The 24510-nt window shown below is 70.6% G+C and carries 25 protein-coding genes; 12 read left to right on the forward strand and 13 right to left on the reverse strand.

Going from position 1 to position 24510, the window contains the following annotated elements; translation table 11 throughout:
* Positions 1 to 10: 10 nt before the first annotated feature.
* On the reverse strand, positions 11 to 1165 hold the full coding sequence (locus tag ACWDUM_RS23870) for an RNA-guided endonuclease InsQ/TnpB family protein (RefSeq protein WP_450135887.1): 1155 nt from the start codon (positions 1163 to 1165) through the stop codon (positions 11 to 13).
* An 86-nt stretch (positions 1166 to 1251) separates the two neighbouring features.
* Between ACWDUM_RS23870 and resB the strand changes: the two genes are divergently transcribed.
* The 3 genes from resB to ACWDUM_RS23885 all read left to right on the forward strand — a co-directional run bounded on the left by resB (position 1252) and on the right by ACWDUM_RS23885 (position 5748).
* The gene (gene resB, locus ACWDUM_RS23875) at positions 1252 to 2970 is read left to right on the forward strand and encodes a cytochrome c biogenesis protein ResB (RefSeq protein WP_450135888.1); all 1719 of its coding nucleotides are present in this window, start codon (positions 1252 to 1254) and stop codon (positions 2968 to 2970) included.
* Positions 2971 to 2988: 18 nt separating this feature from the next.
* On the forward strand, positions 2989 to 3960 hold the full coding sequence (gene ccsB, locus ACWDUM_RS23880) for a c-type cytochrome biogenesis protein CcsB (RefSeq protein WP_450115428.1): 972 nt from the start codon (positions 2989 to 2991) through the stop codon (positions 3958 to 3960).
* Between the two features lie 141 nt (positions 3961 to 4101).
* Entirely contained in the window at positions 4102 to 5748 is a 1647-nt protein-coding gene (locus ACWDUM_RS23885; RefSeq protein WP_450135889.1) for an NTF2-like N-terminal transpeptidase domain-containing protein, read from the forward strand.
* A gap of 78 nt (positions 5749 to 5826) precedes the next feature.
* Here the strand turns inward: ACWDUM_RS23885 and ACWDUM_RS23890 are convergent, their stop codons facing one another.
* From ACWDUM_RS23890 to ACWDUM_RS23900, 3 genes are all read right to left on the reverse strand, one after another.
* The gene (locus tag ACWDUM_RS23890; protein WP_450115426.1) at positions 5827 to 6027 is read right to left on the reverse strand and encodes a hypothetical protein; all 201 of its coding nucleotides are present in this window, start codon (positions 6025 to 6027) and stop codon (positions 5827 to 5829) included.
* Between the two features lie 106 nt (positions 6028 to 6133).
* Complete coding sequence (locus tag ACWDUM_RS23895; protein WP_450115425.1) at positions 6134 to 7330, reverse strand: lipid-transfer protein; 1197 nt, start codon at positions 7328 to 7330, stop codon at positions 6134 to 6136.
* Positions 7327 to 7773: a Zn-ribbon domain-containing OB-fold protein gene (locus tag ACWDUM_RS23900; protein WP_450135890.1), complete on the reverse strand. Its 447-nt coding sequence runs from the start codon at positions 7771 to 7773 to the stop codon at positions 7327 to 7329. Before ACWDUM_RS23900 ends, ACWDUM_RS23895 begins: the two co-directional genes overlap by 4 nt.
* A gap of 144 nt (positions 7774 to 7917) precedes the next feature.
* Between ACWDUM_RS23900 and ligD the strand changes: the two genes are divergently transcribed.
* The gene (gene ligD / locus ACWDUM_RS23905; protein WP_450135891.1) at positions 7918 to 8889 is read left to right on the forward strand and encodes a non-homologous end-joining DNA ligase; all 972 of its coding nucleotides are present in this window, start codon (positions 7918 to 7920) and stop codon (positions 8887 to 8889) included.
* A 72-nt stretch (positions 8890 to 8961) separates the two neighbouring features.
* Here ligD and ACWDUM_RS23910 read toward each other — a convergent pair whose 3' ends face one another.
* Entirely contained in the window at positions 8962 to 9174 is a 213-nt protein-coding gene (locus ACWDUM_RS23910) for a BldC family transcriptional regulator (protein ID WP_450115422.1), read from the reverse strand.
* A 193-nt stretch (positions 9175 to 9367) separates the two neighbouring features.
* Between ACWDUM_RS23910 and ACWDUM_RS23915 the strand changes: the two genes are divergently transcribed.
* Together ACWDUM_RS23915 and ACWDUM_RS23920 are read left to right on the forward strand one after the other, a co-directional pair.
* Positions 9368 to 9682: a DUF4229 domain-containing protein gene (locus ACWDUM_RS23915; RefSeq protein WP_450115421.1), complete on the forward strand. Its 315-nt coding sequence runs from the start codon at positions 9368 to 9370 to the stop codon at positions 9680 to 9682.
* Position 9683: 1 nt separating this feature from the next.
* Positions 9684 to 10775: a PLP-dependent cysteine synthase family protein gene (locus tag ACWDUM_RS23920; protein WP_450135892.1), complete on the forward strand. Its 1092-nt coding sequence runs from the start codon at positions 9684 to 9686 to the stop codon at positions 10773 to 10775.
* 49 nt (positions 10776 to 10824) lie between these two features.
* On the opposite strand, the gene ACWDUM_RS23925 is transcribed toward ACWDUM_RS23920, so the two are convergent.
* Positions 10825 to 12708: an ABC transporter ATP-binding protein gene (locus ACWDUM_RS23925; RefSeq protein ID WP_450135893.1), complete on the reverse strand. Its 1884-nt coding sequence runs from the start codon at positions 12706 to 12708 to the stop codon at positions 10825 to 10827.
* Between the two features lie 188 nt (positions 12709 to 12896).
* Positions 12897 to 13364 (reverse strand): cupin domain-containing protein, encoded by a 468-nt coding sequence (locus ACWDUM_RS23930; RefSeq protein ID WP_450135894.1) that lies wholly within the window; start codon positions 13362 to 13364, stop codon positions 12897 to 12899.
* Between the two features lie 230 nt (positions 13365 to 13594).
* Here ACWDUM_RS23930 and ACWDUM_RS23935 point away from each other — a divergent pair, with 230 nt between their 5' ends.
* On the forward strand, positions 13595 to 14071 hold the full coding sequence (locus tag ACWDUM_RS23935; protein ID WP_450135895.1) for a hypothetical protein: 477 nt from the start codon (positions 13595 to 13597) through the stop codon (positions 14069 to 14071).
* Between the two features lie 21 nt (positions 14072 to 14092).
* On the opposite strand, the gene ACWDUM_RS23940 is transcribed toward ACWDUM_RS23935, so the two are convergent.
* A complete protein-coding gene (locus ACWDUM_RS23940; RefSeq protein WP_450115416.1) occupies positions 14093 to 14392 on the reverse strand; it encodes a hypothetical protein in 300 nt (99 codons plus the stop codon).
* A gap of 104 nt (positions 14393 to 14496) precedes the next feature.
* On the opposite strand from ACWDUM_RS23940, the gene ACWDUM_RS23945 reads away from it, so the two are divergent.
* Both ACWDUM_RS23945 and ACWDUM_RS23950 read left to right on the forward strand, forming a co-directional pair.
* A complete protein-coding gene (locus ACWDUM_RS23945; RefSeq protein ID WP_450135896.1) occupies positions 14497 to 14709 on the forward strand; it encodes a helix-turn-helix domain-containing protein in 213 nt (70 codons plus the stop codon).
* A 1-nt stretch (position 14710) separates the two neighbouring features.
* On the forward strand, positions 14711 to 15286 hold the full coding sequence (locus ACWDUM_RS23950; RefSeq protein ID WP_450135897.1) for a Clp protease N-terminal domain-containing protein: 576 nt from the start codon (positions 14711 to 14713) through the stop codon (positions 15284 to 15286).
* Between the two features lie 22 nt (positions 15287 to 15308).
* Here the strand turns inward: ACWDUM_RS23950 and ACWDUM_RS23955 are convergent, their stop codons facing one another.
* Positions 15309 to 15851 (reverse strand): GNAT family N-acetyltransferase, encoded by a 543-nt coding sequence (locus ACWDUM_RS23955; protein ID WP_450135898.1) that lies wholly within the window; start codon positions 15849 to 15851, stop codon positions 15309 to 15311.
* A gap of 34 nt (positions 15852 to 15885) precedes the next feature.
* Here ACWDUM_RS23955 and ACWDUM_RS23960 point away from each other — a divergent pair, with 34 nt between their 5' ends.
* Positions 15886 to 16263, forward strand: a complete 378-nt coding sequence (locus ACWDUM_RS23960; RefSeq protein WP_450115412.1) for a phage holin family protein — start codon at positions 15886 to 15888, stop codon at positions 16261 to 16263.
* Between the two features lie 42 nt (positions 16264 to 16305).
* On the opposite strand, the gene ACWDUM_RS23965 is transcribed toward ACWDUM_RS23960, so the two are convergent.
* On the reverse strand, positions 16306 to 17175 hold the full coding sequence (locus ACWDUM_RS23965; protein ID WP_450135899.1) for a 1,4-dihydroxy-2-naphthoate polyprenyltransferase: 870 nt from the start codon (positions 17173 to 17175) through the stop codon (positions 16306 to 16308).
* 57 nt (positions 17176 to 17232) lie between these two features.
* Between ACWDUM_RS23965 and ACWDUM_RS23970 the strand changes: the two genes are divergently transcribed.
* Positions 17233 to 20556 (forward strand): BTAD domain-containing putative transcriptional regulator, encoded by a 3324-nt coding sequence (locus ACWDUM_RS23970; protein ID WP_450135900.1) that lies wholly within the window; start codon positions 17233 to 17235, stop codon positions 20554 to 20556.
* Positions 20557 to 20606: 50 nt separating this feature from the next.
* Here the strand turns inward: ACWDUM_RS23970 and ACWDUM_RS23975 are convergent, their stop codons facing one another.
* Complete coding sequence (locus ACWDUM_RS23975) at positions 20607 to 21437, reverse strand: ABC transporter permease (RefSeq protein ID WP_450135901.1); 831 nt, start codon at positions 21435 to 21437, stop codon at positions 20607 to 20609.
* Positions 21434 to 22420, reverse strand: a complete 987-nt coding sequence (locus tag ACWDUM_RS23980; protein ID WP_450135902.1) for an ATP-binding cassette domain-containing protein — start codon at positions 22418 to 22420, stop codon at positions 21434 to 21436. The genes ACWDUM_RS23975 and ACWDUM_RS23980 overlap by 4 nt, the downstream gene beginning before the upstream one ends.
* Positions 22421 to 22688: 268 nt before the next feature.
* Here ACWDUM_RS23980 and ACWDUM_RS23985 point away from each other — a divergent pair, with 268 nt between their 5' ends.
* Positions 22689 to 23306: a helix-turn-helix domain-containing protein gene (locus ACWDUM_RS23985; RefSeq protein WP_450135903.1), complete on the forward strand. Its 618-nt coding sequence runs from the start codon at positions 22689 to 22691 to the stop codon at positions 23304 to 23306.
* Between the two features lie 13 nt (positions 23307 to 23319).
* Here ACWDUM_RS23985 and menE read toward each other — a convergent pair whose 3' ends face one another.
* A complete protein-coding gene (gene menE / locus ACWDUM_RS23990; protein ID WP_450135904.1) occupies positions 23320 to 24480 on the reverse strand; it encodes an o-succinylbenzoate--CoA ligase in 1161 nt (386 codons plus the stop codon).
* Between the last annotated feature and the right edge of the window lie 30 nt (positions 24481 to 24510).

Genomic DNA, 24510 nt, shown 5'->3' on the forward strand with positions numbered 1-24510 from the left:
GATTCCACGCTCAGACCGCAACCCGACCACCAACCCGAAGGAGGTGAACAGATTGTCTGACGTCGTCAACACATGTGTGGCCGCGCTCTGCCACAGCCAGGATCACCCTGGCAGCGTTCCGATCCCGACCGTCGGAGTGCCCGCAGTCGAAGCATCGGAATGTTCGTTCGCCGAGTTCGAGGCGCTGCTTGGCTCTCGCGAAACACCTCGAACACGTCATCGTCGTGTAGGCGGGCCGCACCAACACCACCTTCCGGCCGGCCCGCACGCCGCGCTCGAGAAGTTCCCGCCTCGCCGCACCGATCGCGGCATCCGCGGCCTTGCGCGCCATCCTGGACTTGGTCAGGAACTTCGGACTGAAGTCCTCCACCGCGATCAGATCGTGGCTGTCGACGACCTGCTTCGCCCACACCCGGGAATCGTATTGGGTCTGACGGGCCGCCTTCTTCTGGAGTCTCGCCGCCTGCCGCTTCGCACGGTGGTAGCCACTGGACTGGGGGCCCCGCTTGCCGGTGTGGCGGCGGGCCATCTTCCGCTGTGCCCTCGTCAACTCCGCGGCGCACCGCTTGCGGTGTCCGAGATACGGCAGGTCGAAGTCACTGTTCGTTGTGGTGGCCGTGCACGACACACCCCAGTCGACACCGATCCCACCTCTGGCTTCCGGCGCAGCCGGTACGTCTCGTCGGACGACGAACGAGGCATACCAGTGACCGAGCGCATCCAGGGTTATCCGGACACTCGACGGCTCGGACGGCAACTCCCGAGACCACACGACCGGAATGCTGATGCCTTTCGGCAGGACCAGGCGTCCGTCGCGGATCCGGAAGCCGCGCCGCGTGAACTCCAGACTTGGCAACGTGGTCTTGCGGTTTTTGAACGTCGGGCGGCCGCGCCCCTTCACCGTGAACGACTGGTCGAGAGCCTGGGCGTAGGTGCGCAGCGTCTGCTGCTGCGCGACCTGCGAACCCTCCCGCAGCCACGCGTTGTGCGACCGCGCCTCCGTCAGAAGTTTCGACAGCCTTCCGAACGTCGGTCGCAGTCCCGACTTCTGCTGGTGGACCGCCTCGTTCCACAGGAACCGGCACCGATGCCACTCGTGGGTCAACGCACGCGCCGCCTGCGCGCCGGGCCGCAACCGGAACGTGTACCGCACCACTTCCCCCATGCTGGGCAACCTAACCGACCCCACCGACAGAAAGGAGACCGGCGCATCCACTCCCTTGCGAAGGGAGCATCCGCGTCGAACATCCGATGACGGCAGACCAGAAGGAGGACGCAGTGACGGACGAGAGCCGGAGTGCGGTTTCTCGGCAGTCGGCGGTGGGACGTCTGGTGGCGCTCGGCCGCAACACCTGGCGCGGTCTGACGTCGATGCGCACCGCGCTGGTCCTGCTGTTCCTGCTCGCGTTCGCGGCCATTCCGGGCGCGCTGCTGCCGCAGCGCAGCCTCAACGCGGGCAAGGTCGACGAGTACATCGCGAACCGCCCGACCCTCGGACCGTGGATGGATCGGCTCGAACTGTTCGACGTGTTCGGCAGCTTCTGGTTCACCGCGATCTACGTGCTGCTGTTCGTCTCGTTGATCGGCTGCATCATCCCGCGCTGCTGGGATCACTTCCAGGCGCTGCGGACCCGGCCGGTCGCCGCACCGCGTCGGCTGTCCCGGCTGCCGCACCACACCGACGCCGTCGTCGACGCCACCCCGGACGAGGTGGCGGCTGCCACCGTGTCCCGGCTGCGCGGGTGGAAGACGGTCACCCGCACCGGCGAAGAGCTGCGTTCCGGCAAGCCCGGCGAGATCACGGTGTCCGCGGAGAAGGGCTACCTGCGCGAGGCAGGCAACCTGGTCTTCCACCTGTCGCTTGTCGGCCTGCTCGCCGCGATCGCGATCGGAAAACTGTTCAGCTACGAGGGCAACGTCATCGTGATCGCCGACGGCGGTCCCGGTATCTGCACCACGTCACCGGCGATGTTCGACTCGTTCCGGGCCGGACTCAAGGAGGACGGCACCGGCCTGACCCCGCTGTGCGTGAAGGTCAACGACTTCAAGGCCGACTACCTCGACAACGGTCAGGCCGAGATGTTCACCTCCAACATCGACTACCAGTCCGGCGACGACCTCGAATCCGACACGTGGCGGCAGGCGACGCTGCAGGTCAACCATCCGCTGCGCGCCGCGGGCGACCGCGTCTACCTGCAGGGGCACGGTTACGCGCCGACGTTCACGGTGACCTTCCCGAACGGCGAGACCCGCACCGAGACACTGCAGTGGCGGCCCGACGACGCGACCACCTTCCTGTCCAGTGGCGCCATGCGCTTCGACCCGCCCGGCGGCATGTACCCGGACGAGGCCGAGCGCCGGAAGAACCAGATCGGCATCGAGGGACTCTTCGCGCCGACCGCCGTGCTCCACGGCAACCTGCTCTCCTCGAGCTACCCGGCGTTGACCGATCCGGCCGTCGCCATCGACATCTACCGGGGCGACACCGGCCTCGACACCGGCAACCCGCAGTCCATCTTCTCGCTGAGCAAGGAACTGGTGAACCAGGGCCGGCTCGTCAAGGAGGACCGGGTGAACCTGAGGCCGGGCGAGTCGGCGACCCTCTCGGACGGCACCGTGGTGCGGTTCGACGGGGCGACGGACTTCGTCAACCTGCAGGTCTCGCACGACCCGGCGCAGCAGTGGGTGCTGGTGTTCGCCCTGACGATGATGGGTGGCCTGCTGGTGTCGCTGGTGGTCAAGCGCCGCCGCATCTGGGTGCGCACCTATCCGGCCCCCTCGGACGGAGATGCCGACACGGTGTCGGATACATTGGGATCGGAAAGACGACGTACCGTAGTAGAGCTGGGTGGCCTCGCCCGCACGGATCAGGCGGGCTGGGGCGACGAGTTCGACCGGCTCAGCCAACGACTGCTCGAGGACCTCGGCCCCGCGCAGACGACCGAGACGACACCGCACAGCCGCGCCTGACGCGCAGGAGAGAGAACCATGCCGATCAACGAGACCCTGGCGCGGTACAGCGACCTCGCCTTCGAGTCCGCGTTCGCGATCTTCGTGTTGGCGTTCGTGCTGCTCATCGCGCAGTACGCGACGACGCGGGCGCGGGCGGTCCAGGAGCGTGAGCTGGTCGCCGCCGGCGGTGTGCCGACCTCCGAGGCCGCCGGCCCGGGGCGGGTCAGCGACACGCAGGCCAAGCCGCTGTCCGAGCGGCTCGGCAACATGGCGATGTCGGTGCTCGTCGTCGGCGTCGTGCTGCAGTGGGCGTCGATCGTGCTCCGTGGGTTCGCGACCGAACGGTTCCCCCTCGGCAACATGTACGAGTTCGTCAGCATGGCGGTCGCCGCCGCGACCGCGGTCGGCGTGGTGGGGCTGCGCAAGCAGACCTACCGGTCGCTGTGGGCGTTCCTGCTCATCCCTGTGCTGATCCTGATGTTCCTCGCGGGCACCGTGCTGTACGCCGACGCGGCCCCGGTGGTCCCCGCGCTGCGTTCGTACTGGCTTCCCATCCACGTGACGATCGTCAGCGTCGGCAGCGGCATCTTCCTCGTCTCCGGCGTCGCCAGCCTGCTGTTCCTGCTTCGTATCCGGCAGCCTCAGGGCCAGGAGTCCGGCGGCATCCTCGGCAAGCTCGCGGGCCGGCTCCCGGATGCGCAGACGCTGGACCGCCTCGCGTACAAGACCACCATCGTCGCGTTCCCGCTCTTCGGTGCGGGCATCATCCTGGGTGCCATCTGGGCGGAAGCCGCCTGGGGTCGGTTCTGGGGCTGGGACCCGAAGGAGACGGTCTCGTTCATCGCCTGGGTGATCTACGCCGCCTATCTGCACGCCCGCGCGACGTCGGGCTGGCGCGACACGCGCGCCGCGTGGATCAATGTGGCCGGCTTCGTGGCGATGCTGTTCAACCTGTTCATCATCAACATGGTGGTGTCCGGACTGCACTCCTACGCGGGCCTGAACTGAGCCGACGGCCGTTTGTCCGGCAAACCGGGTCACGAATCGACAGCGAAAAACACTAACGGTCACGGAACCGTGGCGGAGTTGTGACCACATAGGTCCCGGGAGATCTTGGAAGTGACCGCTGCGGTATCGGATGATCGACACATGCGCAGGGCGTCGGGGCGGCTTCGGATCTGGAACATGATTGCGCTCGGCGCCGTCCTGCTGCTCGCGGTCGGGGTGGTCACCGGCGTCCTGTCGAAACCGAAGAGTGACGCCCCCACCGTCCTCGCCCGTTATGTCGACGCAATCAACGACGGTGACATCGACGCCGCCGCCGAGTTGACGTCCTACCCGAACGCCGCCAAGGAATCGATGTCGCAGGCGTTCGACTCGCTCGCCCCCGAGTCGGTGCACTTCGACATCAACCAGATCATCGATCTCGACGCCTCGTCGGGGATGTTCAACGCGGTCGCCACCTGGGACCTCGGCAAGGACCGGGTCTGGACCTACAACGTCGACGGCTGGGTTCGGAACCTGTCGGTCGGCTGGCGGGTGTCGTGGAATCCGGCGACGTTCATGCCCGGTCTCGGAAACGGACGGACCGTCCGCCTCGACCGCACCGACGCCGCGCCGCCGACCGTGTTCGACATCACCGGCGCGCCGATGATGACCGAGCAGACCATCAACGCGATCCGCCTCGACCCGGCCCGCACGCCGGACCTCGTCGGCAGCGCCGCCGCCCTCGCGAAGGCCATCGAGCCGGTCGCGCCGCTGATCACCTCGGAGTCGCTGCAGCAGGACCTCGCCGCCGCGAAGGGACAGGCGATCACCGCGGTCAACCTGCGCGACGCGGACTTCGCCGTGCTGGAGGACCGGCTGCGCCCGATCCCCGGGGTGGTCGTCGAGTCGCAGCCCAAGCTGATCACCATCGACCGGCGTGTGTACGGGCCGGTGGTCGACGCGATGCGAGGGGTGTGGCAGGCGAATCGGGACGAGACCGCCGGCTGGGCCGTCAACGCGGTCGAGCCCGACGGCCGGACGGTCCGGCTGACCGGCTACCAGGGGCCGCCCGGTCCGGACATCCGCTCGACGATCGAGCCGCGGCTGCAGATGGCGGCCGAGGACGCGGCGGTCAGTGTCGGCACCCCCGCCGCGATCGTCGCGCTGCAGCCGTCCACCGGCGCGATCCTCGCGGTTGCACAGAACAACCAGGCCAGCGACCTGGGACCGATCGCGTTCACCGGGCTCTACCCGTCGGGTTCCACCCTCGACCTGGTCCGGATCGCGGCGACCGCGCAGAACACCGACGTCGAACACGCGGCGAAACAACTGGGCCTCGGCGTGGACTACACGATTCCCGGCCTGGACCAGAAGACCGCGTCCTTCGTCGGCGGTGGGCCGAACCTGATGCGCGCCGCATCGGACCGCAAGAGCGACGACCAGGTGACGGTCAGCCCGTTCGGCATGGCACTGGTGGCCGCGTCGATCGCCCGAGGCGCGCCGACCGTCCCGACCATCGCGGCCGGGCAACCTGCCACGACGGACGAGGAACTGTCGCAGCTCCCGGCGCAGGTCACCGACCAGCTGCGCGGCATCATGAGGGACACCGTGCACCGGGGACCGGCGAACCTGCTCGCGGGTTACGGCGACCTGATCGGCGCGACCGGCGCCGACGAAGACGACCGGTGGTTCTACGGGTCGCGGGGAGACCTGGCCTTCGCGGTGTTCGTTCAGGACGCCGACGGCGGCGACCAGGCGGTCAAGATGACGGACCGCATGTTCAAGGCGCTGGCCAAGCCGGCGGAGTGACCGCCGCCATCCCGCGTGGACGAACCGGTCAGGTTGCGTGAGCTCCCGAACGGTTCGTTCGCTGCACTGCGGATCGGGTCACTCCTGGGGGTCACCCGGGGTGCCGTCCGGGGCGTCCCCGGTCCTGCGATGGTTCTCCCGGTCGACCCGCCACAGGAACTCGGGATCGTCGTCCGGTCCCTGCACGCGTCCGGCAGGCGTCTGCAAGTCGGGACCGAATGCCTTCCACAGCAGCACAGCGAGCGTCACCAGTCCGATGAGCGCCAACAGGTAGATCACGTCGCACCTCCTTGCCTCAAGGCTAGTCGCCACGGTCACGCCCCGTCACAGGGCGAAGAAACCCTCGCCCGGTGGTCCGGGCGAGGGCTTCTCGGTGCGTGCGACGTCAGACGGAAACGATCACCGACGAGCCGTGGCCGAACAGGCCCTGGTTGGCGGTGATGCCGACGCGGGCGCCCTCGACCTGACGGCCCTCGGCCTGGCCGCGCAGCTGCCAGGTCAGTTCGCAGACCTGCGCGAGCGCCTGTGCGGGGACGGCCTCGCCGAAGCAGGCCAGACCGCCGGACGGGTTGACCGGGATGCGGCCGCCGATGGTGGTGTCCCCGGCGCGCAGCAGGTGCTCGGCCTCGCCCGGCTTGCACAGCGCGAGATCCTCGATCCAGTCGAGCTCCACCGAGGTCGCCAGGTCGTACACCTCGGCGACGTCGATGTCCTCCGGCGCGATGCCGGCCTCCTCGTAGGCGGCGTGGCCGATGGACTGCTTGAACGTGCGTTCCGGGGCCGGGACCGCGGAGGCCGACTCGGTCGAGAAGTTCGGCATGTCCATGATCGTCTGCGGGAACGTCGGGGTGACGGTGGAGATCGCCTTGATCTTGACCGGGTCGACGATGCCCTTCTTGCGGGCGTACTCCATCGAGGTCAGCACGATCGCCGCGCCGCCGTCGGAGGTGGCGCAGATGTCGAGCAGGTGCAGCGGGTCCGCGACCATCGGCGACGCCAGCACGTCAGCGGCGGCGACCTCCTTGCGGTACCGCGCGTACGGGTTGTTCAGGCCGTGCTTGGCGTTCTTGACCTTAACCGCGGCGAAGTCCTCGACGGTCGCGCCGTACAGGTCGATGCGGCGGCGGGCGTTGAGCGCGAAGTAGCCGGGGTTGGTCATGCCCATCAGGCGGAACCGCAGCCAGTCCGGGTCGTCCCAGCGCTCACCGGCATTGGGGGCGAGGAAGCCCTTCGGGGTGGTGTCGGCGCCGACGACCAGTGCGACCTCGGACAGGCCGGCGAGGATCCGGGCGCGGGCGGTGTCGAGGGCCTGGGCGCCGGTCGCGCACGCCGCGTAGGAGGTGGCGACGCGGGCGCCGTTCCAGCCGAGGGCCTGCGCGAAGGTGGCGCCGGCGACGTAGCCGCCGTAGCCGTTGCGGACGGTCTCGCCGCCGACGATGTAGTCGACGTCCTGCCAGTCCACGCCCGAGTCGGCGAGGGCGGCGCGGGCCGCGGCGACGCCGTACTTGACGAACGGCTGGCCCCACTTGCCCCAGGCGTGCATGCCGACGCCGAGGATCGCCACATCGTGGTTGCTGCTCATGCCTGTGCCCCGTTCTGTGCGGTGACCGGCTTCCAACGCCAGATCGTGCGATCACCGGTCTCGTCGGTGTAGAGCGTCTCGACGACCAACTCCACCTCGTTGCCCACCTTCAGGTCCGCGACGCCGAAGCCGTCCGCGACCTGGCCCAGGACCACCAGGCCCTCGGCCAGCTCGACCGCGGCCAGTGCGAACGGCACGTACGGGTCGGTGGTCGGGATGTACGGTGCCGGCGGCTTGTACTGCGCGTCGGTGTACGACCAGACGGTGCCGCGGCGGGACAGCTCGACGTCGTCGAACTCCTCGCCGGAGCACGCAGGGTTCTTGCAGAAGGTGGTTTCCCGGGGGAAGGAGATCGTGCCGCAGGACCGGCACGAGCTTCCGATCAGGGCCGGCTCGGGGCCGGTGGTGAACCAGCCCTCGACGGCGGGGGTCGCGTCGCTCATCAAGTCCTCATCTGCAGGGGCAAGACCCGACTCGGCGGGTGGTCACGAGGCGGGTAGAACGCGTTGCAGTATTACACGAATCGGGCCGGTTTCGGGGCCGAGTTCCCACCCAGCGGGCCCTGACTCCGGGGTAGGTTGAGCGGCATGGCCGCCGCCGGTTCGGGTGCCGCCTCCATCGAGGTCGGCGGTCGAATCGTGCGGGTCACCCACCCCGACCGGGTCTACTTCCCGGCGACGGGCGCGACGAAACTGGACCTGGTCGAGTACTACCTCGCCGTCGGTGACGGCATCGTGCGGGCGCTGCGGGAGCGGCCGTGCATGTTGCACCGGTTCCCCGACGGTCTCGCGGGGGACAAGGTGCACCAGAAGCGGGTGCCGCGCGGCGCCCCGCCGTGGCTGCAGACCGTCCGGGTGCACTTCCCGCGCTACGACCGGGACGCCGACGAACTGTGCGTCACCGAACTGGCCGACGTGATCTGGGCGGTGCAGATGTCGACGGTGGAGTTCCATCCGTGGAACTCGCGGCGCGCCGACGTGGAGAAACCCGACGAGTGGCGGATCGACCTGGACCCGATGCCCGACTGCGGGTGGGACCGGGTGCTGCGGGTCGCGGGTGTCGTGCGCGAGGTCCTCGGCGAGCTCGGTGCCATCGGCTGGCCGAAGACGTCCGGGGGTCGTGGCCTGCACGTCTATGTCCGGATCCCGCCCGACCACGGATTCGCGGACGTGCGGCGCGCGGCGCTGGCGTTCGCGCGTGAGGTGGAACGGCGCGCCCCCGGCGACGCCACCACCACGTGGTGGCGCAAGGATCGGGACCCGGCGGCCCTGTTCGTGGACTACAACCAGAATGCGCGGGACCACACGATGGCCGCCGCCTACTCGGTACGCGGGGTGCCGACCGCGCGGGTGTCGGCTCCCGTTCACTGGGACGAGCTGGATGACGCGCTCCCGGACGACTTCACGCTGGCGTCGATGCCCGCGCGGTTCGCTCGACTCGGCGACCTGCATGCCGGTATCGACGACGCGCCCTACGATCTGACGCCGCTGCTGGAGTGGGCCGATCGGGACGAGCGCGACGGCATCGCCGAGCCGCCGGAGCCCGCCCGAACGGAATGAGCGGAAGCGGTCGGTCGAGGTGGTCGACCGGCCGCTTCCGCTCACTCGGTGGGGCTGACGCGCCGCCGAAGGTCAGTGCGCGGTGGCCTCGGTGGTCAGCGACTGGAGCAGTGCCATCACCTCGGACTCGCGGAACCGGCGGTGTCCGCCCGGAGTGCGCAGGGATCCCAGGCGTCCCGCGTGTGCCCATCGGGTGACCGTCTTGGGGTCGACGTGGAACAGGGCGGCCACCTGGCCAGGGGTGAGAAGTGATTCCTGGGTGGCGTGGAACGCGGGGACGCTCATCGAGACCCTCCCTCTAGAGTCTTGGCACGCTGCGGCCTCGGCCGCGGGCGTAGCTTCGCGGGCAGTGCGGACATCGTGGCACTCAACCCCCCGGGTACTCGAACTGTCTAAGTTCGGTAAAGGGGAGGTAATTCGCAAATCGGATAAGTCCGGCAGTGGCCGGCCGGTTGGGCCCGGTCGGTAACCTGGAGGGGTGACTGACTCGACCCCCGCCCCCACCCCACCGAACGCGAAGGGCAAGCTGGCCCGCGATCTCGCGCTCTACACCGTTGCCCGGCTCGGCCTGGTCGTGGCTCTCGCGGCGGTCATCCTCGGTGGCAGCCGGCTGGTCGGTGTCGACGTGCCGCTGCTGGTTGCCCTGATCTTCGCGGTCCTGATCGCGCTGCCGCTCTCCCTGGTGCTGTTCAAGTCGCTGCGCACCCGGGTCAACCAGCAGATCGCGGTGGTGGACGAACAGCGCCGCAAGGACCGCGACGACCTGCGTTCGAAGCTGCGCGGCGAGAAGTGAGGTGACGCCCACCGTCGTGGACCGCAGCGGCCCGCGCGACTGGCTCGACGGCGCGGTGCGGCTGATCGACGCCGACACCCAGCGCAGCGCGGACACCCACCTGCTGCGGTATCCGCTGCCGCGGGAGTGGGACGTCGCCCTCTACCTCAAGGACGAGTCCACGCACGTCACCGGCAGCCTCAAGCACCGGCTGGCCCGCTCGCTCTTCCTGTACGCGATCTGCAACGGCTGGGTCACCGAGGGCACCACCGTCATCGAGGCGTCCTCGGGGTCGACCGCGGTCAGCGAGGCGTACTTCGCGAAACTGCTCGGCCTGGACTTCGTCGCCGTCATGCCGCGCAGCACGAGCCCGGCGAAGATCGCGTTGATCGAGGAACAGGGCGGTCGCTGCCACTTCGTCGACCGGCCGTCCGAGATCTACGCCGAGGCGCAGCGGCTGGCCGACGAGGTCGACGGGCACTACATGGACCAGTTCACGCACGCCGAGCGGGCGACCGACTGGCGCGGGAACAACAACATCGCCCAGAGCATCTACGACCAGATGCGACTCGAACGGCACCCGGTGCCGGACTGGGTGGTCGTCGGGGCGGGCACCGGCGGCACCAGCGCGACCATCGGCCGCTACATCCGCTACCGCAGGCACGCGACCCGGCTGCTGGTGGTGGATCCGGAGAACTCGGCGTTCATCGGAGGCTACGAGACCGGGTCGGCCGACCACCGGACCGGAATGCCGTCCCGGATCGAGGGGATCGGCCGGCCGCGCGTCGAACCGTCGTTCATCGGGCAGGTCGTGGACCGGATGATGACCGTCCCGGACGCCGCGTCCGTCGCCGCGATGCGGCACGCCAGCAGTGTCCTCGGCCGCCGGGTCGGCGCCTCGACCGGAACGAACCTGTGGGGCGCGTTCACGGTGCTCGCGCAGATGCGGGCAGCCGGGCGCGCGGGCAGCATCGTCACCCTGATCTGTGATGGCGGCGAGCGCTACGCGGGCACCTACTTCGACGACGACTGGGTGCGCGACCAGGGCATGGACCTGACCGGTCCGAGCGCGGTGCTCGCCGAGTTCGCGGCCACCGGCAACTGGCGCGGCTGAACCCCGGCGCAGTGCGCCCGGTCCGGGCTCCCGCGGTGCGCGTGCCGCCTCAGTGGACCGGCGCGCGCTGGTCGGTGTCGGCGAACTGGGTGCGGTAGAGCTGCTCGTATCGGCCGCCCGCGGCGAGCAGTTCGGTGTGGGTGCCGCGTTCGACGACGCGGCCGCTTTCGACCACCAGGATCTGGTCGGCCGCCCGGATCGTCGAGAGCCGGTGCGCGATCACCACCGACGTGCGGCCCGCCAGTGCCTCCCCGAGTGCCGCCTGCACCGCCGCCTCCGACGTCGAGTCCAGGTGTGCGGTCGCCTCGTCGAGGATCACCACCCGCGGATGCGCCAGCAGCAGCCGGGCGATCGTCAGCCGTTGCCGCTCGCCGCCGGACAGCCGGTAGCCGCGCTCGCCCACCACGGTGTCGAGGCCGTCGGGCAAGGCCCGGATCAGCTCGGTGAGCCGGGCCCGGCCGAGCACCTCCCACAGCTCGTCCTCGGTCGCCTCGGGCCGGGCGAGCAGCAGGTTCGCCCGGATCGAGTCGTGGAACAGGTGACCGTCCTGGGTGACCATGCCGACCGTCGCCCGGATGGCGTCCGCCGACAGGTCGCGCACGTCGACTCCGCCGAGGCGGACAGTGCCGCTGTCGGCGTCGTAGAGCCGCGGCACCAGCTGGGCGATCGTCGACTTGCCCGCCCCGGACGAGCCGACCAGCGCGACCATCTGGCCCGGTTCGGCGCGGAACGAGAGGTCGTGGAGTACTTCGACACCGCCGCGGCTGTCGAGGGCCGCGACCTCTTCGAGCGACGCGAGGGACACCTTGTCCGCCGACGGGTACGCGAACCGGACCCGCTCGAACTCCACCGCGACCGGGCCGTCCGGCATCGGCCTCGGGTGTTCGGGATCCGCGATCAGGGGCTCGAGGTCGAGAATCTCGAAGACCCGCTCGAAGCTCACGAGGGCGCTCATCACCTCGACCCGCGCGGACGCGAGCGCCGTCAAGGGTGCATAGAGCCGCGTCAGCAGCAGGGCGAGCGCGACCACCGATCCGGCCTCGAGTCGGCCGTTGAGCGCGTACCAGCCGCCGAGTCCGTAGACGAGGGCCAGTGCCAGCGCCGACACCAGCGTCAGGGAGGTCACGAACGCGGACTGCGTCATCGCGGTGCGGACCCCGATGTCGCGGACCCGATGGGCGCGGACCTCGAACTCGGCGGATTCCTCCCGGGGCCGTCCGAACAGCTTGACCAGGGTGGCGCCGGGGGCCGAGAACCGTTCGGTCATCTGCGTGCTCATGGCGGCGTTGTGGTTGGCGGCCTCGCGCTGCAGGCCGGCCATCCGGGCGCCGATCCGGCGGGCGGGCAGCACGAACACCGGGAGCAGCAGCAGTGCCAGCACCGTGATCTGCCAGGAGATCCCGAGCATCACGACCAGCGTCAGGACCAACGTCACCAGGTTCGCGACCACTCCGGACAGGGTGTCGCTGAAGGCCCGCTGCGCGCCGATCACGTCATTGTTGAGCCGGCTGACCAGCGCTCCCGTCCGGGTGCGGGTGAAGAACGCGATCGGCATCTTCTGCACGTGATCGAACACCGAGGTGCGCAGGTCGAGGATCAGGCCCTCGCCGATGCTCGACGACAGGAACCGGTTGTAGAGACCCATCGCGGCCTCGACCACGGCGATGACGGCGATCGTGACGGCGAGACCGATCACGACACCGGAGTCGGTGCCCTTGACGATCGCGTCGACCACCCGGCCCGCGAGCACCGGGGTCGCGACGGCCAGAGCCGCGGTGACGACGCTGACGATCAGGAACAGTGCGATCTTGCGGCGGTGGGGCCGGGCGAATCCGAGGATGCGCCGCATCGTCGCCATCGAGAACGGCCGGCGGTCGTCGCTGGCGTTCATCATCCGGTACATCGAACTCCAGGCGACCGATTCCATACTCATGACCGGACTCCCTCGATGCTCGTTCCGTGCTCTGCAACGACGTTGTTCACTGCCGTCCCCTCGGTTTCGGTGCTGCTCGGTGCAACGCTACGGCCCGGGTGCGACATACCCTGTCCGCCGTACTTTCCCGGGTGCGCGGCAAGGGCGACCGTAGGACCTCAAGTGAACTTCAGGTCAAGGCGGGGAGGTCAGGGGCATCGGGCGGGTGCGTCCTCCGAGAAGGGTTCGTCGTCCGGCAACAGGTAGGTCACCAGCAGGACAACCGGGTCCGGTCCGAGGTTGAGTCCGACGTGGTCGTCTCCGGGGTCCTCGGTGACCCAGGATCCCGCGGGTGAGCTGATCCGAGAGCAGTCGGCGAGGACCCGGGTGAGGGTGCCCGCGACGACGAGGCCCTGGACGTGGCCGTCGTGGTGGTGCCAGCCGGTGCTGCCTCCGGGGTCGATGACGATCCGTCGCAGGGTGCCCTCCGTCTCGTCCGGGACCGGCGGGTGTCCGGGCGGAGGTGGCGGCAGGAGCGTCGGCGCGAGTTCGAGTTCCGCGAGCGTCTCTGCGGTGACGCCTTGCGCGGCTGTGGCCTGGGCGGGCGGCGCGGCGAGGGCCAGAGCGGTGGTGGTCGTCAGGGCGGCGGTGGCTGCCAGACGGGGGAGAGTGCGCATGACGGTCGGTCCGTTCGGCGATCGAGGTGGTCTTCGGTGCGAATCGTTTCGCTGCGGGATCCCTCGGGGCCGTACGCCGGTGACGTGCCGGTTCGTCGGCCTCGGAACGCGTACTGCCCGTTCATCCTCACGCGACCGGCCGGTCGGTGTCCGGGGAACGCGTGACCCTGAGTGCACGACCTGCGGCGTTGTGTTCACATCTGGAACACGTTCTCGCTAGGCTCCGGGGCATGCGCACCCCTCGACTCGTCGCCCTGTCCGTCCTCGGAGCCGTTGCCGCGGTCGCCGCGGTGGTTCTCGCCGCCGGGCCGGCGGCCGCCGGCCCGGCCGTGTCGGCCGACCCGACGCGCGTCGACACCGAACGGGAAGCGGTCGCCCGCGCCTACATCGACGCTCTGCTCTCCCACGACGCGTCGGCGGTGCGGTTCGCGTCCGGTGCCACCCGCGTCGAGGCGGGTCTCAAGACCGGGTTCAACGGTTCGCAGATGGCCTGGGACCTCGCGCACGGTCCGCAGTACCGGGTCATTCAGGGCATCCGGGACCTGGAGATGAGCGAGCAGGGGGATGTGGTCTCCACTCGCTACCTGCTCGATGCGGGCATCGCCGGGGCGAAGTTGATGACCGTGGAGATCACCGAGACGTTCGAGATCCGGGACGGCAGCATTCATGCCGTCGTCGCGCACATCGCGCCGAGGTTCGGCGCCTGAGCCGCCCCGGATCCGCGCGGGTCACTTGCTGACGAGCTGCGACGCCAGAGCGGTGCCTGCGGCGACGACACCGACCGACGGCCACGCGCCGATCTTCTTCGCCAGCGGATGCGAGGCACCGAACGCGCCCACGTAGGTGGCGACGAGAGCGGCGGTCCGGGCGGGTCCGGAGGTGCGCGCCCAGTACGTCCCGCACACGGATCCGACGACGCCGAGCACCGCGCCGCCGAGTGGGCGGTTGCCGGTCTGCCGGGCGACGGCGTAGCCGCCGACGAGCCCGCCTGCGGCGAGGGCGGATACGGCGGTCTTGTTCAGTGCCATGGAATCTCCTCCTGAGTGGTTGTCCAACTCTGATCCACGGTAGCGCCGCCCCCGATCTGTCAACTTTCCTTGACGCGCCACGCGTGTCAATCTAGATTGACAGCATGACCGAGGCGACGAATCTGGCGGCAGCGGCGGGAAGCCCCGACCCGAAGGTCGGCCTGCGGGCGGTGCTCGCGCTGCGTCGGCTCCTCGAACGGCTCGAGGCGGTGCAGGTGCAGAACGCCCGCGACCAGGGGTGGTCCTGGCAGGCGATCGCCGACTCGCTCGAAGTCAGCAGGCAGGCCGTGCATCAGAAACACAACCGGAGGAAGTGAAATGTTCGAGCGATTCACCGCAGCGGCGCGTTCGGTCGTCGTCCAGGCTCAGGGGGAGGCGAAGGACCTGTCCGCGCCGCGAATCGGGACGGATCACGTTCTTCTCGGAATCCTTGTCGTGGAATCGAACTCGCCGCTCGGGGCGATGTGCGCCGAGGCCGGCCTGACTGCGCCGCAGGTGCGGGCGAGCCTCGCTCGGGGCGCCGAGGACCGGCCGCTCGGGGAGACCGACGCGGAGGCGTTGCGGTCGATCGGGATCGATCTCGACGCGGTCCGTGACAGCGTCGAGGCGAGCTTCGGTGCCGACGCCCTCGACCGCGGCGACGAGGGCGTCGGGCGGCGGGGCTGGTTCGCGCGCCGCACCGGCCACATCCCGTTCACCTCCGACGCGAAGAAGGCCCTCGAACTCGCCCTACGGGAGACGTTGGCCCGCAAGGACACCGAGATCGGCACCGAGCACGTACTGCTGGGATTGCTGCGGGGCGCCGATCCTGCGGTCGTCGCCGTGATCGGGCCGCACATCGTGCCGTCCGAACTGCGGCGTCGCGTTGTCGAACTCCTCGACGACGCCGCCTGACCGACCGCAGCCGACGATCCGGTCACGCCCCCGGAGAGAGGTGGCGGCGCATCGCGATGCGCGGCCAGGCGTCCAGTCCGTGCGCGGCCTCCTCGGCGCGGATGGCCCGCAGACCGGGGCCGATCTCGGCCTCCGGGATCGGCTCGAAACCCAGCCGCCGGTAGTACCTCGCGTTCCACGGGACGTCGACGAAGGTGGTCAGCGTCAGCCACAGGTCGCCGCGGTCGGTGGCCCACTCGACGACGGCGTCGATCAACGCGGCACCGAGCCGGCGGCCGGCCCAGCGCGGATCGACGGACACCTGCTCGAGGTGGCCCCGCCCGTCGACGACTTCGGCTGTCGCATAGCCGACCGGGCGCTCGGGCCGGTGGTCGCCGGCTGCCGAGGCGGAGGGTGCGGTGGCGACCCAGAGCCGGCCGGCGCGCAGGAACGGCAGGAGATCGGCGACCGTCGGCGGGGCGTCGTCCGCGACCGCGGTCATGCCGAGGGCGCGGAACGGCTCACCGGCGGCGACCTCGATCACGGGCAGCAGGGGCAGGTCGGCGGTGGTGGCGGCTCGAATCACCACCCATGTCTAGCGCGTGTGCCAGCATGGGCGCATGAGCTTTCTGTTGCGTCTGGTGATCAACGCGATCGCGATCTGGCTGGCCTCGGAATGGGTGAACGGTATCGACATCGCCACCAAGGACAACGTCAACCAGGTCCTCGTGGTGCTGTTCATCGCCTTGGTGTTCACCGTGGTGAACGCCTTCGTCAAGCCCATCGTGCAGCTGCTGTCGCTGCCGCTGCTGATCCTCACGCTCGGACTGTTCACCCTGGTGATCAACGCTCTGATGCTGCTGCTGACGTCGTGGATCACCGACTCGACCGGCCTCGGCATCACCGTCGACGGGTTCTGGACGGCCGTCTGGGGCGCGTTGATCATCTCGCTCGTCAACTTCGTGCTCACGGCGGTGTTCCCCAGCGCCAAGCGCTGACCCGAGACAACCCGGTGCGGCGAGAGGTGGCGGACGTCCCGCTCAGCCGATCCAGAGCGCGAGGCCGGTTGTGGCGCCCCACACCAGCATCGCCGCGCCGGTCCCGGCGAGCGCGGGGATCAGCGCGAGGCCCCGGCCGCCGGAGCGGACCGGCGCGTTCGCCTTGACCGCCAGCGGCAGCGCCAGCAGGCCGAGCAGCGCCCACGGGGTGCGGGCGACGAGGACCAGCGTGACGACGAACGGCACCGCAAGCAGCGCCAGGTGCAGGGTGCGGGTGCGGGCGTCGCCGAGCCGCACCGCGAGGGTGAGCTTGCCGGACTCGGTGTCGGTGGGGATGTCGCGCAGGTTGTTCGCCACCAGCACCGCCGACGAGAACGATCCGACCGCGATCGCCGACACCAGGCCAACCCAGTCGACCCGCTCGGCCTGCACGAACTGGGTGCCGAGCACGCCCACGAGCCCGAAGAACACGAACACCGCGATCTCGCCGAAGCCGCTGTAGCCGTATGGCTTCGATCCGCCGGTGTAGTACCAGGCGCCGAGGATGCAGACCGCGCCGACGAGGATCAGCCACCACGCGGACACCAGCGACAACGTCACTCCGGCGACCGCGGCGATACTGAAGCAGGTGAATGCGGCGCCCTTGACCGCGGCCGGCGACGCGAGCTTCGAACCCACCAGGCGCAGCGGGCCGACCCGTTCGTCGTCGGTGCCGCGGATGCCGTCCGAGTAGTCGTTGGCGAAGTTGACGCCGATGATCAGCGCCATCGACACCACCATCGCCAGCACCGCCTTCCACCACACTGCGCCGTCGATCGACGCCGCCGCGCCGGTTCCGACGAGCACCGGCGCGATCGCATTCGGCAGGGTGCGCGGGCGGGCGCCTTCGATCCATTCGGAAACTGAAGCCATCCCCCGATCTTTCACCACGCGGCCGCGGGCCCGCGTAGGTGGCTAGCATTGGCGGCGGTGCAACCCGATTCGAACGACCTCGCCCCGGCCGCGTCCACCGGCGTCGAGGTGGCCTTGCTTGGCGAGGTGGCGACCCGGCGTGGCGGCGCGCTGGTCCCGCTGCCGGGCGCGCGCGCCCGCACGCTCCTGGTCGCGTTGGCGCGGACCCCCGGTCGGGCCCGCAGCGCGCAGGCCCTGATCGAGGATGTGTGGGGCGACGACCCGCCGCGCTCGCCGACGAACGCGCTGCACACCCAGATCTCCCGGCTGCGGGCCGCGTTGCCCGACGGTGTCCTCGAGAGCGGCCCCGCCGGCTATCGGCTGGCCCTGTCCCGGACGCAGGTCGACGTGACGCTGGCCCGCGCACTCGAACAGCGGGCGCAGCAGCAACACGCCGACGGGGACCCTCTGGCCGCGGTGACGACGGTCCGGCAGGCGCGGGCACTGTGGCGCGGGGACCCGGGCGCGGACCTGCCGGTCGGGGAGCAGGCCGACGAACTCGCCGGCGAGGCCGCGGCGAGGGCCGCGGCGCTGGACGTCGTCGAGCTCACCGCGCTCGTCGCGACGGGCGAACTGCGGCAGGCGCTCCCGCTGGCGCGGGCGGTGGTCGCGCGGGCACCGCTCGACGAGCAGACCCACGGGCAGCTGATGCTGGTGCTGTCGGGACTGGGGCTGGGCAACGAGGCGCTCGAGGTGTTCGCCGGGCTGCGGGAGCGGCTCGCCGACCGGCTCGGCACCGACCCCTCGCCGAGGCTGGTGGAGCTGAACACGGCGCTGCTCACCGGGACGGCGCCGATGCCGAAGACCCGGACGATTCCGGCGATCGACGCGGAACCCGCGTCGCTGCGGCCCACCTCGGTCGGGCTGCGGGCCGCGCCGAACACCCTGCTCGGCCGCGACGCGGACCTGGCCGCGGTCGAGGCACTGCTCGGCGCGTCGCGGGTCGTCACCGTGCTCGGTCCGGGCGGCACCGGCAAGACCCGCATCGTGCACGAGGTCGGGCTCCGTGCCGCGCAACGACTTCCGGTTGCCCTGGTCGAGCTGGCGTCGCTGCGCAACGGTGCGGACGTCATCGCGGCGATCAGCGGCACACTCGGTATCGGAGAGGTGGAGCTCGCCCCGGGCACGGCGCTGACCCGCGCCCGGATCCGCGATGCCCGCGACCGCCTGCGGGAGGCGCTGTCGGCGCGTCCGTCGCTGTTGATCCTCGACAACTGCGAACACCTGATCGACGACGTCGCGGAGGTCGTCGCCGACCTGGTGGCGGCGAGCGACCAGCTGACGGTGCTCGCGACCAGTCGGGCGCCGATGGCGATCACCGCGGAGGCCGTGTACCCGCTGCCGCCGCTCGCCGTCGACGAGAGTGGTTCGCCAGCAACGGAACTGTTCCGCTCCCGGGCGCAGGCGGTGCGTCCGTCGGTGCGGCTGGACCCGTCGGCCGTCGCCCGGCTGTGCCGCACGCTGGACGGGCTGCCGCTGGCGATCGAGCTGGCCGCCGCGCGTGTCCGGACGATGAGCGTCGAGGAGATCAACGATCGCCTCTCGGACCGGTTCACGCTGCTGCGGACCGGTGACCGGACGTCGCCGCAGCGGCACCGCACCCTGCACGCCGTCATCGAGTGGAGCTGGAACCTCCTCGAACCCGACCAGAGGGCGGCCCTGCGGAGGTTGTGTCGTTTCCCGGCCGGCTTCACCCTCGAGGCCGCCGTCGCGGTCGCGGAGTGGGGCGAGGTCGTCGACGCGGCGGCCGCGGTCGAGGGGCTGGTCACGCAGTCGATGCTCACGGTCGTCGAGGATCAAGTCGGTCTGCGGTATCTCATGCTCGAAACCGTCCGCGAGTTCGGCGAGGAGCAGTTGGCCCTGGCCGGTGCCGACGAGGACGCCATCGTCACGCAGCGGACCCTCGGCTGGGCGGAGCGGTTCTGCCGCAGCGCGGTTCGCGGATTCCTGGACGGCGACCAGGCCGCGATCACCCACGCGGCCGACGCCGAGCACGACAACCTGCTCGCGGTGCTGCGGCACGCGGTGGGTGCGGGCAGGTCCACCTCGGCGCTGACGGTGTTCCCGGTGCTCGGCGCGCTGTGGACGTTCCGTGGCACGCACTCCGAGGTGGTCGCGTGGGCGCCGCGAATCCTCGACCTCGACCTCGACCCGCGGGGTGCGGGGGCGCGGGCGGTCCCCGGCAACCACGTCGCGCTGACCTACGTCCTGCTCGCCGGCGTGATCGCGTTCGGCGGTGTCAGCCGGGCCTTGGCGCTCGCGCGGGTCCGACTGCGCGAGATCGTCCGGGTGAGAACCGATCTCGATCCGGTGGTTGCGACGGGTGCGGGACTGATGGTGCTCCCCGTGACCGGCCGCGGCGTGCCGCGAACACTGGCCCTCGCCGTCCGTCACCCCGACCGTGCGTCCCGCTGCGCGGCACTGCTCGTGCGGGCGAATCTGCGCGAGAACGCCGGCGACCTGTACGGCTCCGGCGTCGACGCCCGGGTGGCGCTCGAACTGGCCGACAGCGCCGGCGAGTCGTGGACGGTGTCGATGGTGTGCCAGCACCTGGGCAGCATCGCCGCCCAGTCGGCCCGCTACGAGGAGGCGGTGCGTTACTACCGCCGGGGCGCCGAGTTGATGCGGGAACTGCATGCCTTCGACGAGTCGGCGGCGACGCACAGCTACATCGCCGCCGCGCTGGTCGGGTTGGGGCGCGTCGACGAGGCGCGGAGCGAACTGGAGTCGGCCGGACCACTGGCCGACCTCGCGGCCGGGACGCAGGCCGACGTCCCCGCGGGGACGGCCGGATCCGATCGGACGCAGGGCGCGGCGGCGATCGCGGCCAGTCGGGCCGAGGTGGACCTGGCGTCCGGTGACCTCGACGCCGGGCTCCGCGGTTACCGGTCGGCGCTGCGGCTGGTCGGGTGGCCGGAGTCCGGGGTCGACGACGATCCGGATCCGTTCGGGCTGATGGTGTTGTCGGCCGTTGTCGACGCCCACGTCCTCGCCGGTCGGGCGGCCGAGGCCGGGGATGTGGTCGACTGGTTGACCCCGCGGGTGCTCGACCAGCTCGGGCCCGGCGGGCACCGGGACCATCCGCAGACGGGCGCCGTCGCGTGTGCGGTCGGCAGCCACGACATCGCGACCGGTCACGACAGTGGTCTGCGCCTGCTCGCCCTGGCCACGAGAGTGGCCCCACGGCAGGACTTTCCGTCGATGCGGGTGGCGCGGCACCTGGATCTGGCCCGGGACGTGCTCGGCGGTGACCGCGTCGAGCAGGCGCTCGACGCGGTCACCGGCACGCCTCGTCACCGGGCCCGACTCCTGATCCTCGAGGCGCTTCGCGCCCGTGAGTAGTTCCGGCCCGCATGGGGACCGGAACCACTCGCGAGCGCGCAGCGCCTGTCCTACGTCTTGCGCATGTAGGTGCGGACGGCGAGCGGGGCGAAGATCGCGATCACGACGGCGGCGCCGACCAGCGACCACACGACGGGCATGCCGGCGTGGCCGTCGTTCACCAGTTCGCGGACGGCGGTCACCAGGTGCGAGACCGGGTTGACGCTCACGAACGTCTGCATCCAGCCCGGCATGGTGTGGGCGGGCACGAACGCATTGGACATGAAGGTCAGCGGGAACAGGACCAGCATCGAGATGCCCTGCACCGACGAGGCCTTGCTCATGAGCACTCCCATCAGGGCGAAGATCCAGCTGATCGCGAACGCGCACACCATCACCAACAGGCCCGCGGCGACGAGGCCGACTGCCCCGCCGTCCGGGCGGTAGCCCATCGCGTAGCCCATGGCGAACGTGATGGTGGTGGCGATGGCGTACCGCACCATGTCGGAGATCAGCGCACCGGCGAGCGGGGAGATACGCGCGATGGGAAGGGATTTGAATCGGTCGAAGACCCCCTTGTCCATGTCCTCGCGCAGTTGGGTGCCGGTGACGATGGATGCAGTGATCACCGTCTGCACGAGGATGCCGGGGATGATGATCGGCAGGTACGCGGAGACGTCGCCGGAGATGGCGCCACCGAAGATGTAGGTGAACATGACCGTGAAGATCAGCGGCTGGATCACCACGTCGAACAGTTGCTCGGGATTGTGCTTGAGCTTGAGCAGGCCGCGACGGGCCATCGTGAGCGACTGCGCGACGGTCGCACCGAGGCCGACGGATCGGGCCGCGGGCGGGACACCGGCCTCGGGGACGCTGCTCCGGGTTGCCACTGCGGTGGTCATGCGATGCTCCGTTCGGTGTCGTCGGCGTCGGCCGTCTGATCGGCGTCGTGGCCGGTGATGGTGAGGAAGACCTCGTCGAGGCTGGGCTTGCTGACGGTGATCTCGTCGACCACGATTCCGTTGTCGCGCAGACGGATCAGCAACTCCGGGGTGATCGAGGTGTCGGTCAGGGGAGCGGTCAGCCGCGCCGCTTCGGGGCTGACCGCGACGTCGACACCCAGCGCGTCGGCGAGCAGGGAGCGCGTCGCCTCGACGTCCGCGCGGTCGACCAGGTTCAGTTGCAGTGACGAGGTCCCTACGGACGCCTTGAGTTCGTCGGCGGTGCCGTCGGCGATCACGCGTCCGTGGTCGATCACCGCGATCCGGTCGGCGAGCTGATCGGCCTCGTCGAGGTACTGGGTGGTCAGCAACACCGTCGAGCCCTCGGCGACCAGTCGCCGGATGGTGTCCCACATCTGCGCGCGGGTGCGCGGGTCGAGTCCGGTGGTCGGTTCGTCGAGGAACAGCAGCGGCGGGTGTGCGATCAGGCTGGCGGCCAGGTCGAGGCGCCGGCGCATGCCGCCGGAGAAGTACTTCAGCGCCTTGCCCGCCGCCTCGGTGAGCGCGAACTCCTCGAGCAGGTCGGCGGTCTTGCGTCGGGCGTCCGCCCGGCTCAGGCCGAGCAGCCGGGAGAAGATCATCAGGTTCTCGGTGGCGGTGAGGTCCTCGTCGACGGACGCGTACTGACCGGTGACGCCCACCAGCGAGCGGACGGCGGTCGGCTCCGCGGCGACGTCGTACCCGAAGATCCGGGCCGTGCCCGCGTCCGGTTTCAGCAGCGTCGCGAGCATCCGGATGGTGGTGGTCTTGCCCGCGCCGTTGGGGCCGAGCACGCCGTACACGGAACCGGTCGGGACGGTCAGGCTGACGTCGACCGCCGTGAAGTCGCCGAAACGCTTGACCAGCCCGTCCGCCTCGATGGCGGGGGGAGTCGACAGGTTCATGCGGAGTCCTTTCGGATCGGTGTTGGTCCCCACCCTCCGATGGCCCGCTTGCGCGCCCCTTGCGTCGCCCTTGCGTCTCGACTCGGGATTCCGCCCGGGTTCATCATGAACAGACGTTCATGAACAGGTGTTCATGTTTTTGGTGCGCACGTCCATGCCGCGCTCCTGCAGGCGATGCGCCGGTACGAGGAGCCGGACGCGGTGCGACTGCGCGGGACGGCGTGGCTCGTACGGGCGGTCCGTCCCTGAGTCCCTACGATCGACTCCGATGTCCCCGAGAACCGCGGCCGCCCTGCGCGGCGACGACACCAGCCTGCGCGACCACCTGATCGAGGCGGCCCGCCGGCTCATCGCCGAACGCGGAACGGCCGGGCTGACCGTCCGCGACATCGCCCGTGAGGCCAAGGTCGCGGACGGCGTGCTCTACAACCACTTCGCGGGCAAGGAGGAGTTGCTCGCGCTCGGCCTCGACGCGCACGTGCGGGCCGTCGACCCGCCGGCCCCGGTGCCGGAGCCGGGCTCGGGGTCCGTGGAGGTGAACCTGCGGACGCTGGTGCGCCGCGGATTCGCACTGCACATCGCGATCGTGCCCGCGTTCGCCGGACTGCTCTCGCAGCCGAAGGTGTTGTCCGCGTACGCATCCCTGCCGAAGGCCACGGCTCCGGCGCGGGAGGTGCTCGCGGACTACCTACGCGGCGAGCAGGAACTGGGACGGCTCGCCGCCTTCGCCGACGTCCCCGCGGCCGTCACCCTGATCAGCGGCGCCTGGCACGACCTGGTGCTGAGGGGACTGCAGGCCGGCCCGGTCCCTCCGGCGGCGGAGCCCGACGACCGGCTGATCGACGCCCTGGTCGCCACCGTGCTCCGCGGCATCGCGCGGCACTGACCGGGACGTCCGGTCAGCGCTCGGGGCGCGTGAAGCGGGCGGCGAGGGCGCGGCGGTCGACCTTGCCCGGACCGCGCAGCGGCAGCGCGCCAAGCAGGTGCAGCTCGCGGGGCGCGGCGGTCGGGTCGAGGGATCGAATCACGTGCTCGCGCAACGACTCCAGTGTCGGATTCGAGCCGGGCGTCGGGACCACGGCGGCCGTCACCCGCTGCCCCAGCCGGTCGTCGGGCAGTGCGAACACCGCGACCTCCGCGACCTCCGCGTGGGTGACGAGCGCGGCTTCGACCACCTGTGGGACGACGGTGAGCCCGCCGGTGGAGATGGCCTCGTCCAGCCGGCCGAGGATGCGCAGCACCCCGTCCTCCACGACGCCGGCATCGTCGGTGCGGAACCAGCCCGGCTCGGCGAACGCCGGATGCTCCGGCAGGTTGCGGTAGCCGGACGCCAGCACCGGGCCGCCGAGCAGAACTCGCGAGTCGTCGTCGACGCGAACCCGCACCCCGTCGAGCGCGACGCCGTCGTACACGCAGCCGCCGCAGGTCTCGCTCATGCCGTACGTGCGGACCACCGTGATGCCGGCCGCCCGGGCGCGCTCGAGGACCGGCGCCGGGGTGGCGGCACCGCCGAGCATGACGGCGTCCAGATCGGCCAGCGCCGCCGTCGCCTCGGGGTGGTCGAGGGTCTTGACCAGCTGCGTCGGGACGAGGGAGGTGTAGCGCCGAGGTCCGCGCATCGCGGCGACCGCACCGGGCAGCGCGCCGGGGTCGAAGCCGCCCGAGACATCGACGACCGCCGGCTCGTGCCCGGCGAGCAGCCCGCGCAGCAGGACCTGCAGGCCCGCGATGTGGTGGGCGGGCAGCGCAAGCAGCCACGACCCCGGTCCGCCGAGCCGGTCGTGGGTGGCGGTGCCGCTGGACCGCAGCGCCGCCGCCGACAGCTGCGCTCCCTTCGGGACACCGGTGCTGCCCGAGGTCGCCACGACCAGCGCCACCGACCCGTCGATCGGTTCACCCGGGGACAGTGCGCCGGACAGCCGCGCGATCTCGCGGTCGTCGGCGGCGGGGACCGGCAGCAGTGCCGGACCGCCGCCGACGAGGGCGCGCTCGAGCGCGGGGAGAATCTCCGCGACCGCCGGACCGGTCGGGACGGTCAACGTCTGCAGCACGGAACTCACCCGCCCCATGCTGCCAGAACGCTCGGGCCT

It is taken from the genome of Rhodococcus sp. NPDC003322 (genome assembly GCF_053589555.1).

Excerpts from the sequence above, each read along its gene's own strand:
- ACWDUM_RS23870 (WP_450135887.1), bottom strand. The coding sequence starts at position 1,165 with ATGGGGGAAGTGGTGCGGTACACGTTCCGGTTGCGGCCCGGCGCGCAG.
- resB (WP_450135888.1), top strand. The coding sequence starts at position 1,252 with ATGACGGCAGACCAGAAGGAGGACGCAGTGACGGACGAGAGCCGGAGT.
- ccsB (WP_450115428.1), top strand. The coding sequence starts at position 2,989 with ATGCCGATCAACGAGACCCTGGCGCGGTACAGCGACCTCGCCTTCGAG.
- ACWDUM_RS23885 (WP_450135889.1), top strand. The coding sequence starts at position 4,102 with ATGCGCAGGGCGTCGGGGCGGCTTCGGATCTGGAACATGATTGCGCTC.
- ACWDUM_RS23895 (WP_450115425.1), bottom strand. The coding sequence starts at position 7,330 with ATGAGCAGCAACCACGATGTGGCGATCCTCGGCGTCGGCATGCACGCC.
- ACWDUM_RS23900 (WP_450135890.1), bottom strand. The coding sequence starts at position 7,773 with ATGAGCGACGCGACCCCCGCCGTCGAGGGCTGGTTCACCACCGGCCCC.
- ligD (WP_450135891.1), top strand. The coding sequence starts at position 7,918 with ATGGCCGCCGCCGGTTCGGGTGCCGCCTCCATCGAGGTCGGCGGTCGA.
- ACWDUM_RS23910 (WP_450115422.1), bottom strand. The coding sequence starts at position 9,174 with ATGAGCGTCCCCGCGTTCCACGCCACCCAGGAATCACTTCTCACCCCT.
- ACWDUM_RS23925 (WP_450135893.1), bottom strand. The coding sequence starts at position 12,708 with ATGAGTATGGAATCGGTCGCCTGGAGTTCGATGTACCGGATGATGAAC.
- ACWDUM_RS23930 (WP_450135894.1), bottom strand. The coding sequence starts at position 13,364 with ATGCGCACTCTCCCCCGTCTGGCAGCCACCGCCGCCCTGACGACCACC.
- ACWDUM_RS23935 (WP_450135895.1), top strand. The coding sequence starts at position 13,595 with ATGCGCACCCCTCGACTCGTCGCCCTGTCCGTCCTCGGAGCCGTTGCC.
- ACWDUM_RS23940 (WP_450115416.1), bottom strand. The coding sequence starts at position 14,392 with ATGGCACTGAACAAGACCGCCGTATCCGCCCTCGCCGCAGGCGGGCTC.
- ACWDUM_RS23945 (WP_450135896.1), top strand. The coding sequence starts at position 14,497 with ATGACCGAGGCGACGAATCTGGCGGCAGCGGCGGGAAGCCCCGACCCG.
- ACWDUM_RS23950 (WP_450135897.1), top strand. The coding sequence starts at position 14,711 with ATGTTCGAGCGATTCACCGCAGCGGCGCGTTCGGTCGTCGTCCAGGCT.
- ACWDUM_RS23960 (WP_450115412.1), top strand. The coding sequence starts at position 15,886 with ATGAGCTTTCTGTTGCGTCTGGTGATCAACGCGATCGCGATCTGGCTG.
- ACWDUM_RS23965 (WP_450135899.1), bottom strand. The coding sequence starts at position 17,175 with ATGGCTTCAGTTTCCGAATGGATCGAAGGCGCCCGCCCGCGCACCCTG.
- ACWDUM_RS23975 (WP_450135901.1), bottom strand. The coding sequence starts at position 21,437 with ATGACCACCGCAGTGGCAACCCGGAGCAGCGTCCCCGAGGCCGGTGTC.
- ACWDUM_RS23980 (WP_450135902.1), bottom strand. The coding sequence starts at position 22,420 with ATGAACCTGTCGACTCCCCCCGCCATCGAGGCGGACGGGCTGGTCAAG.
- ACWDUM_RS23985 (WP_450135903.1), top strand. The coding sequence starts at position 22,689 with ATGTCCCCGAGAACCGCGGCCGCCCTGCGCGGCGACGACACCAGCCTG.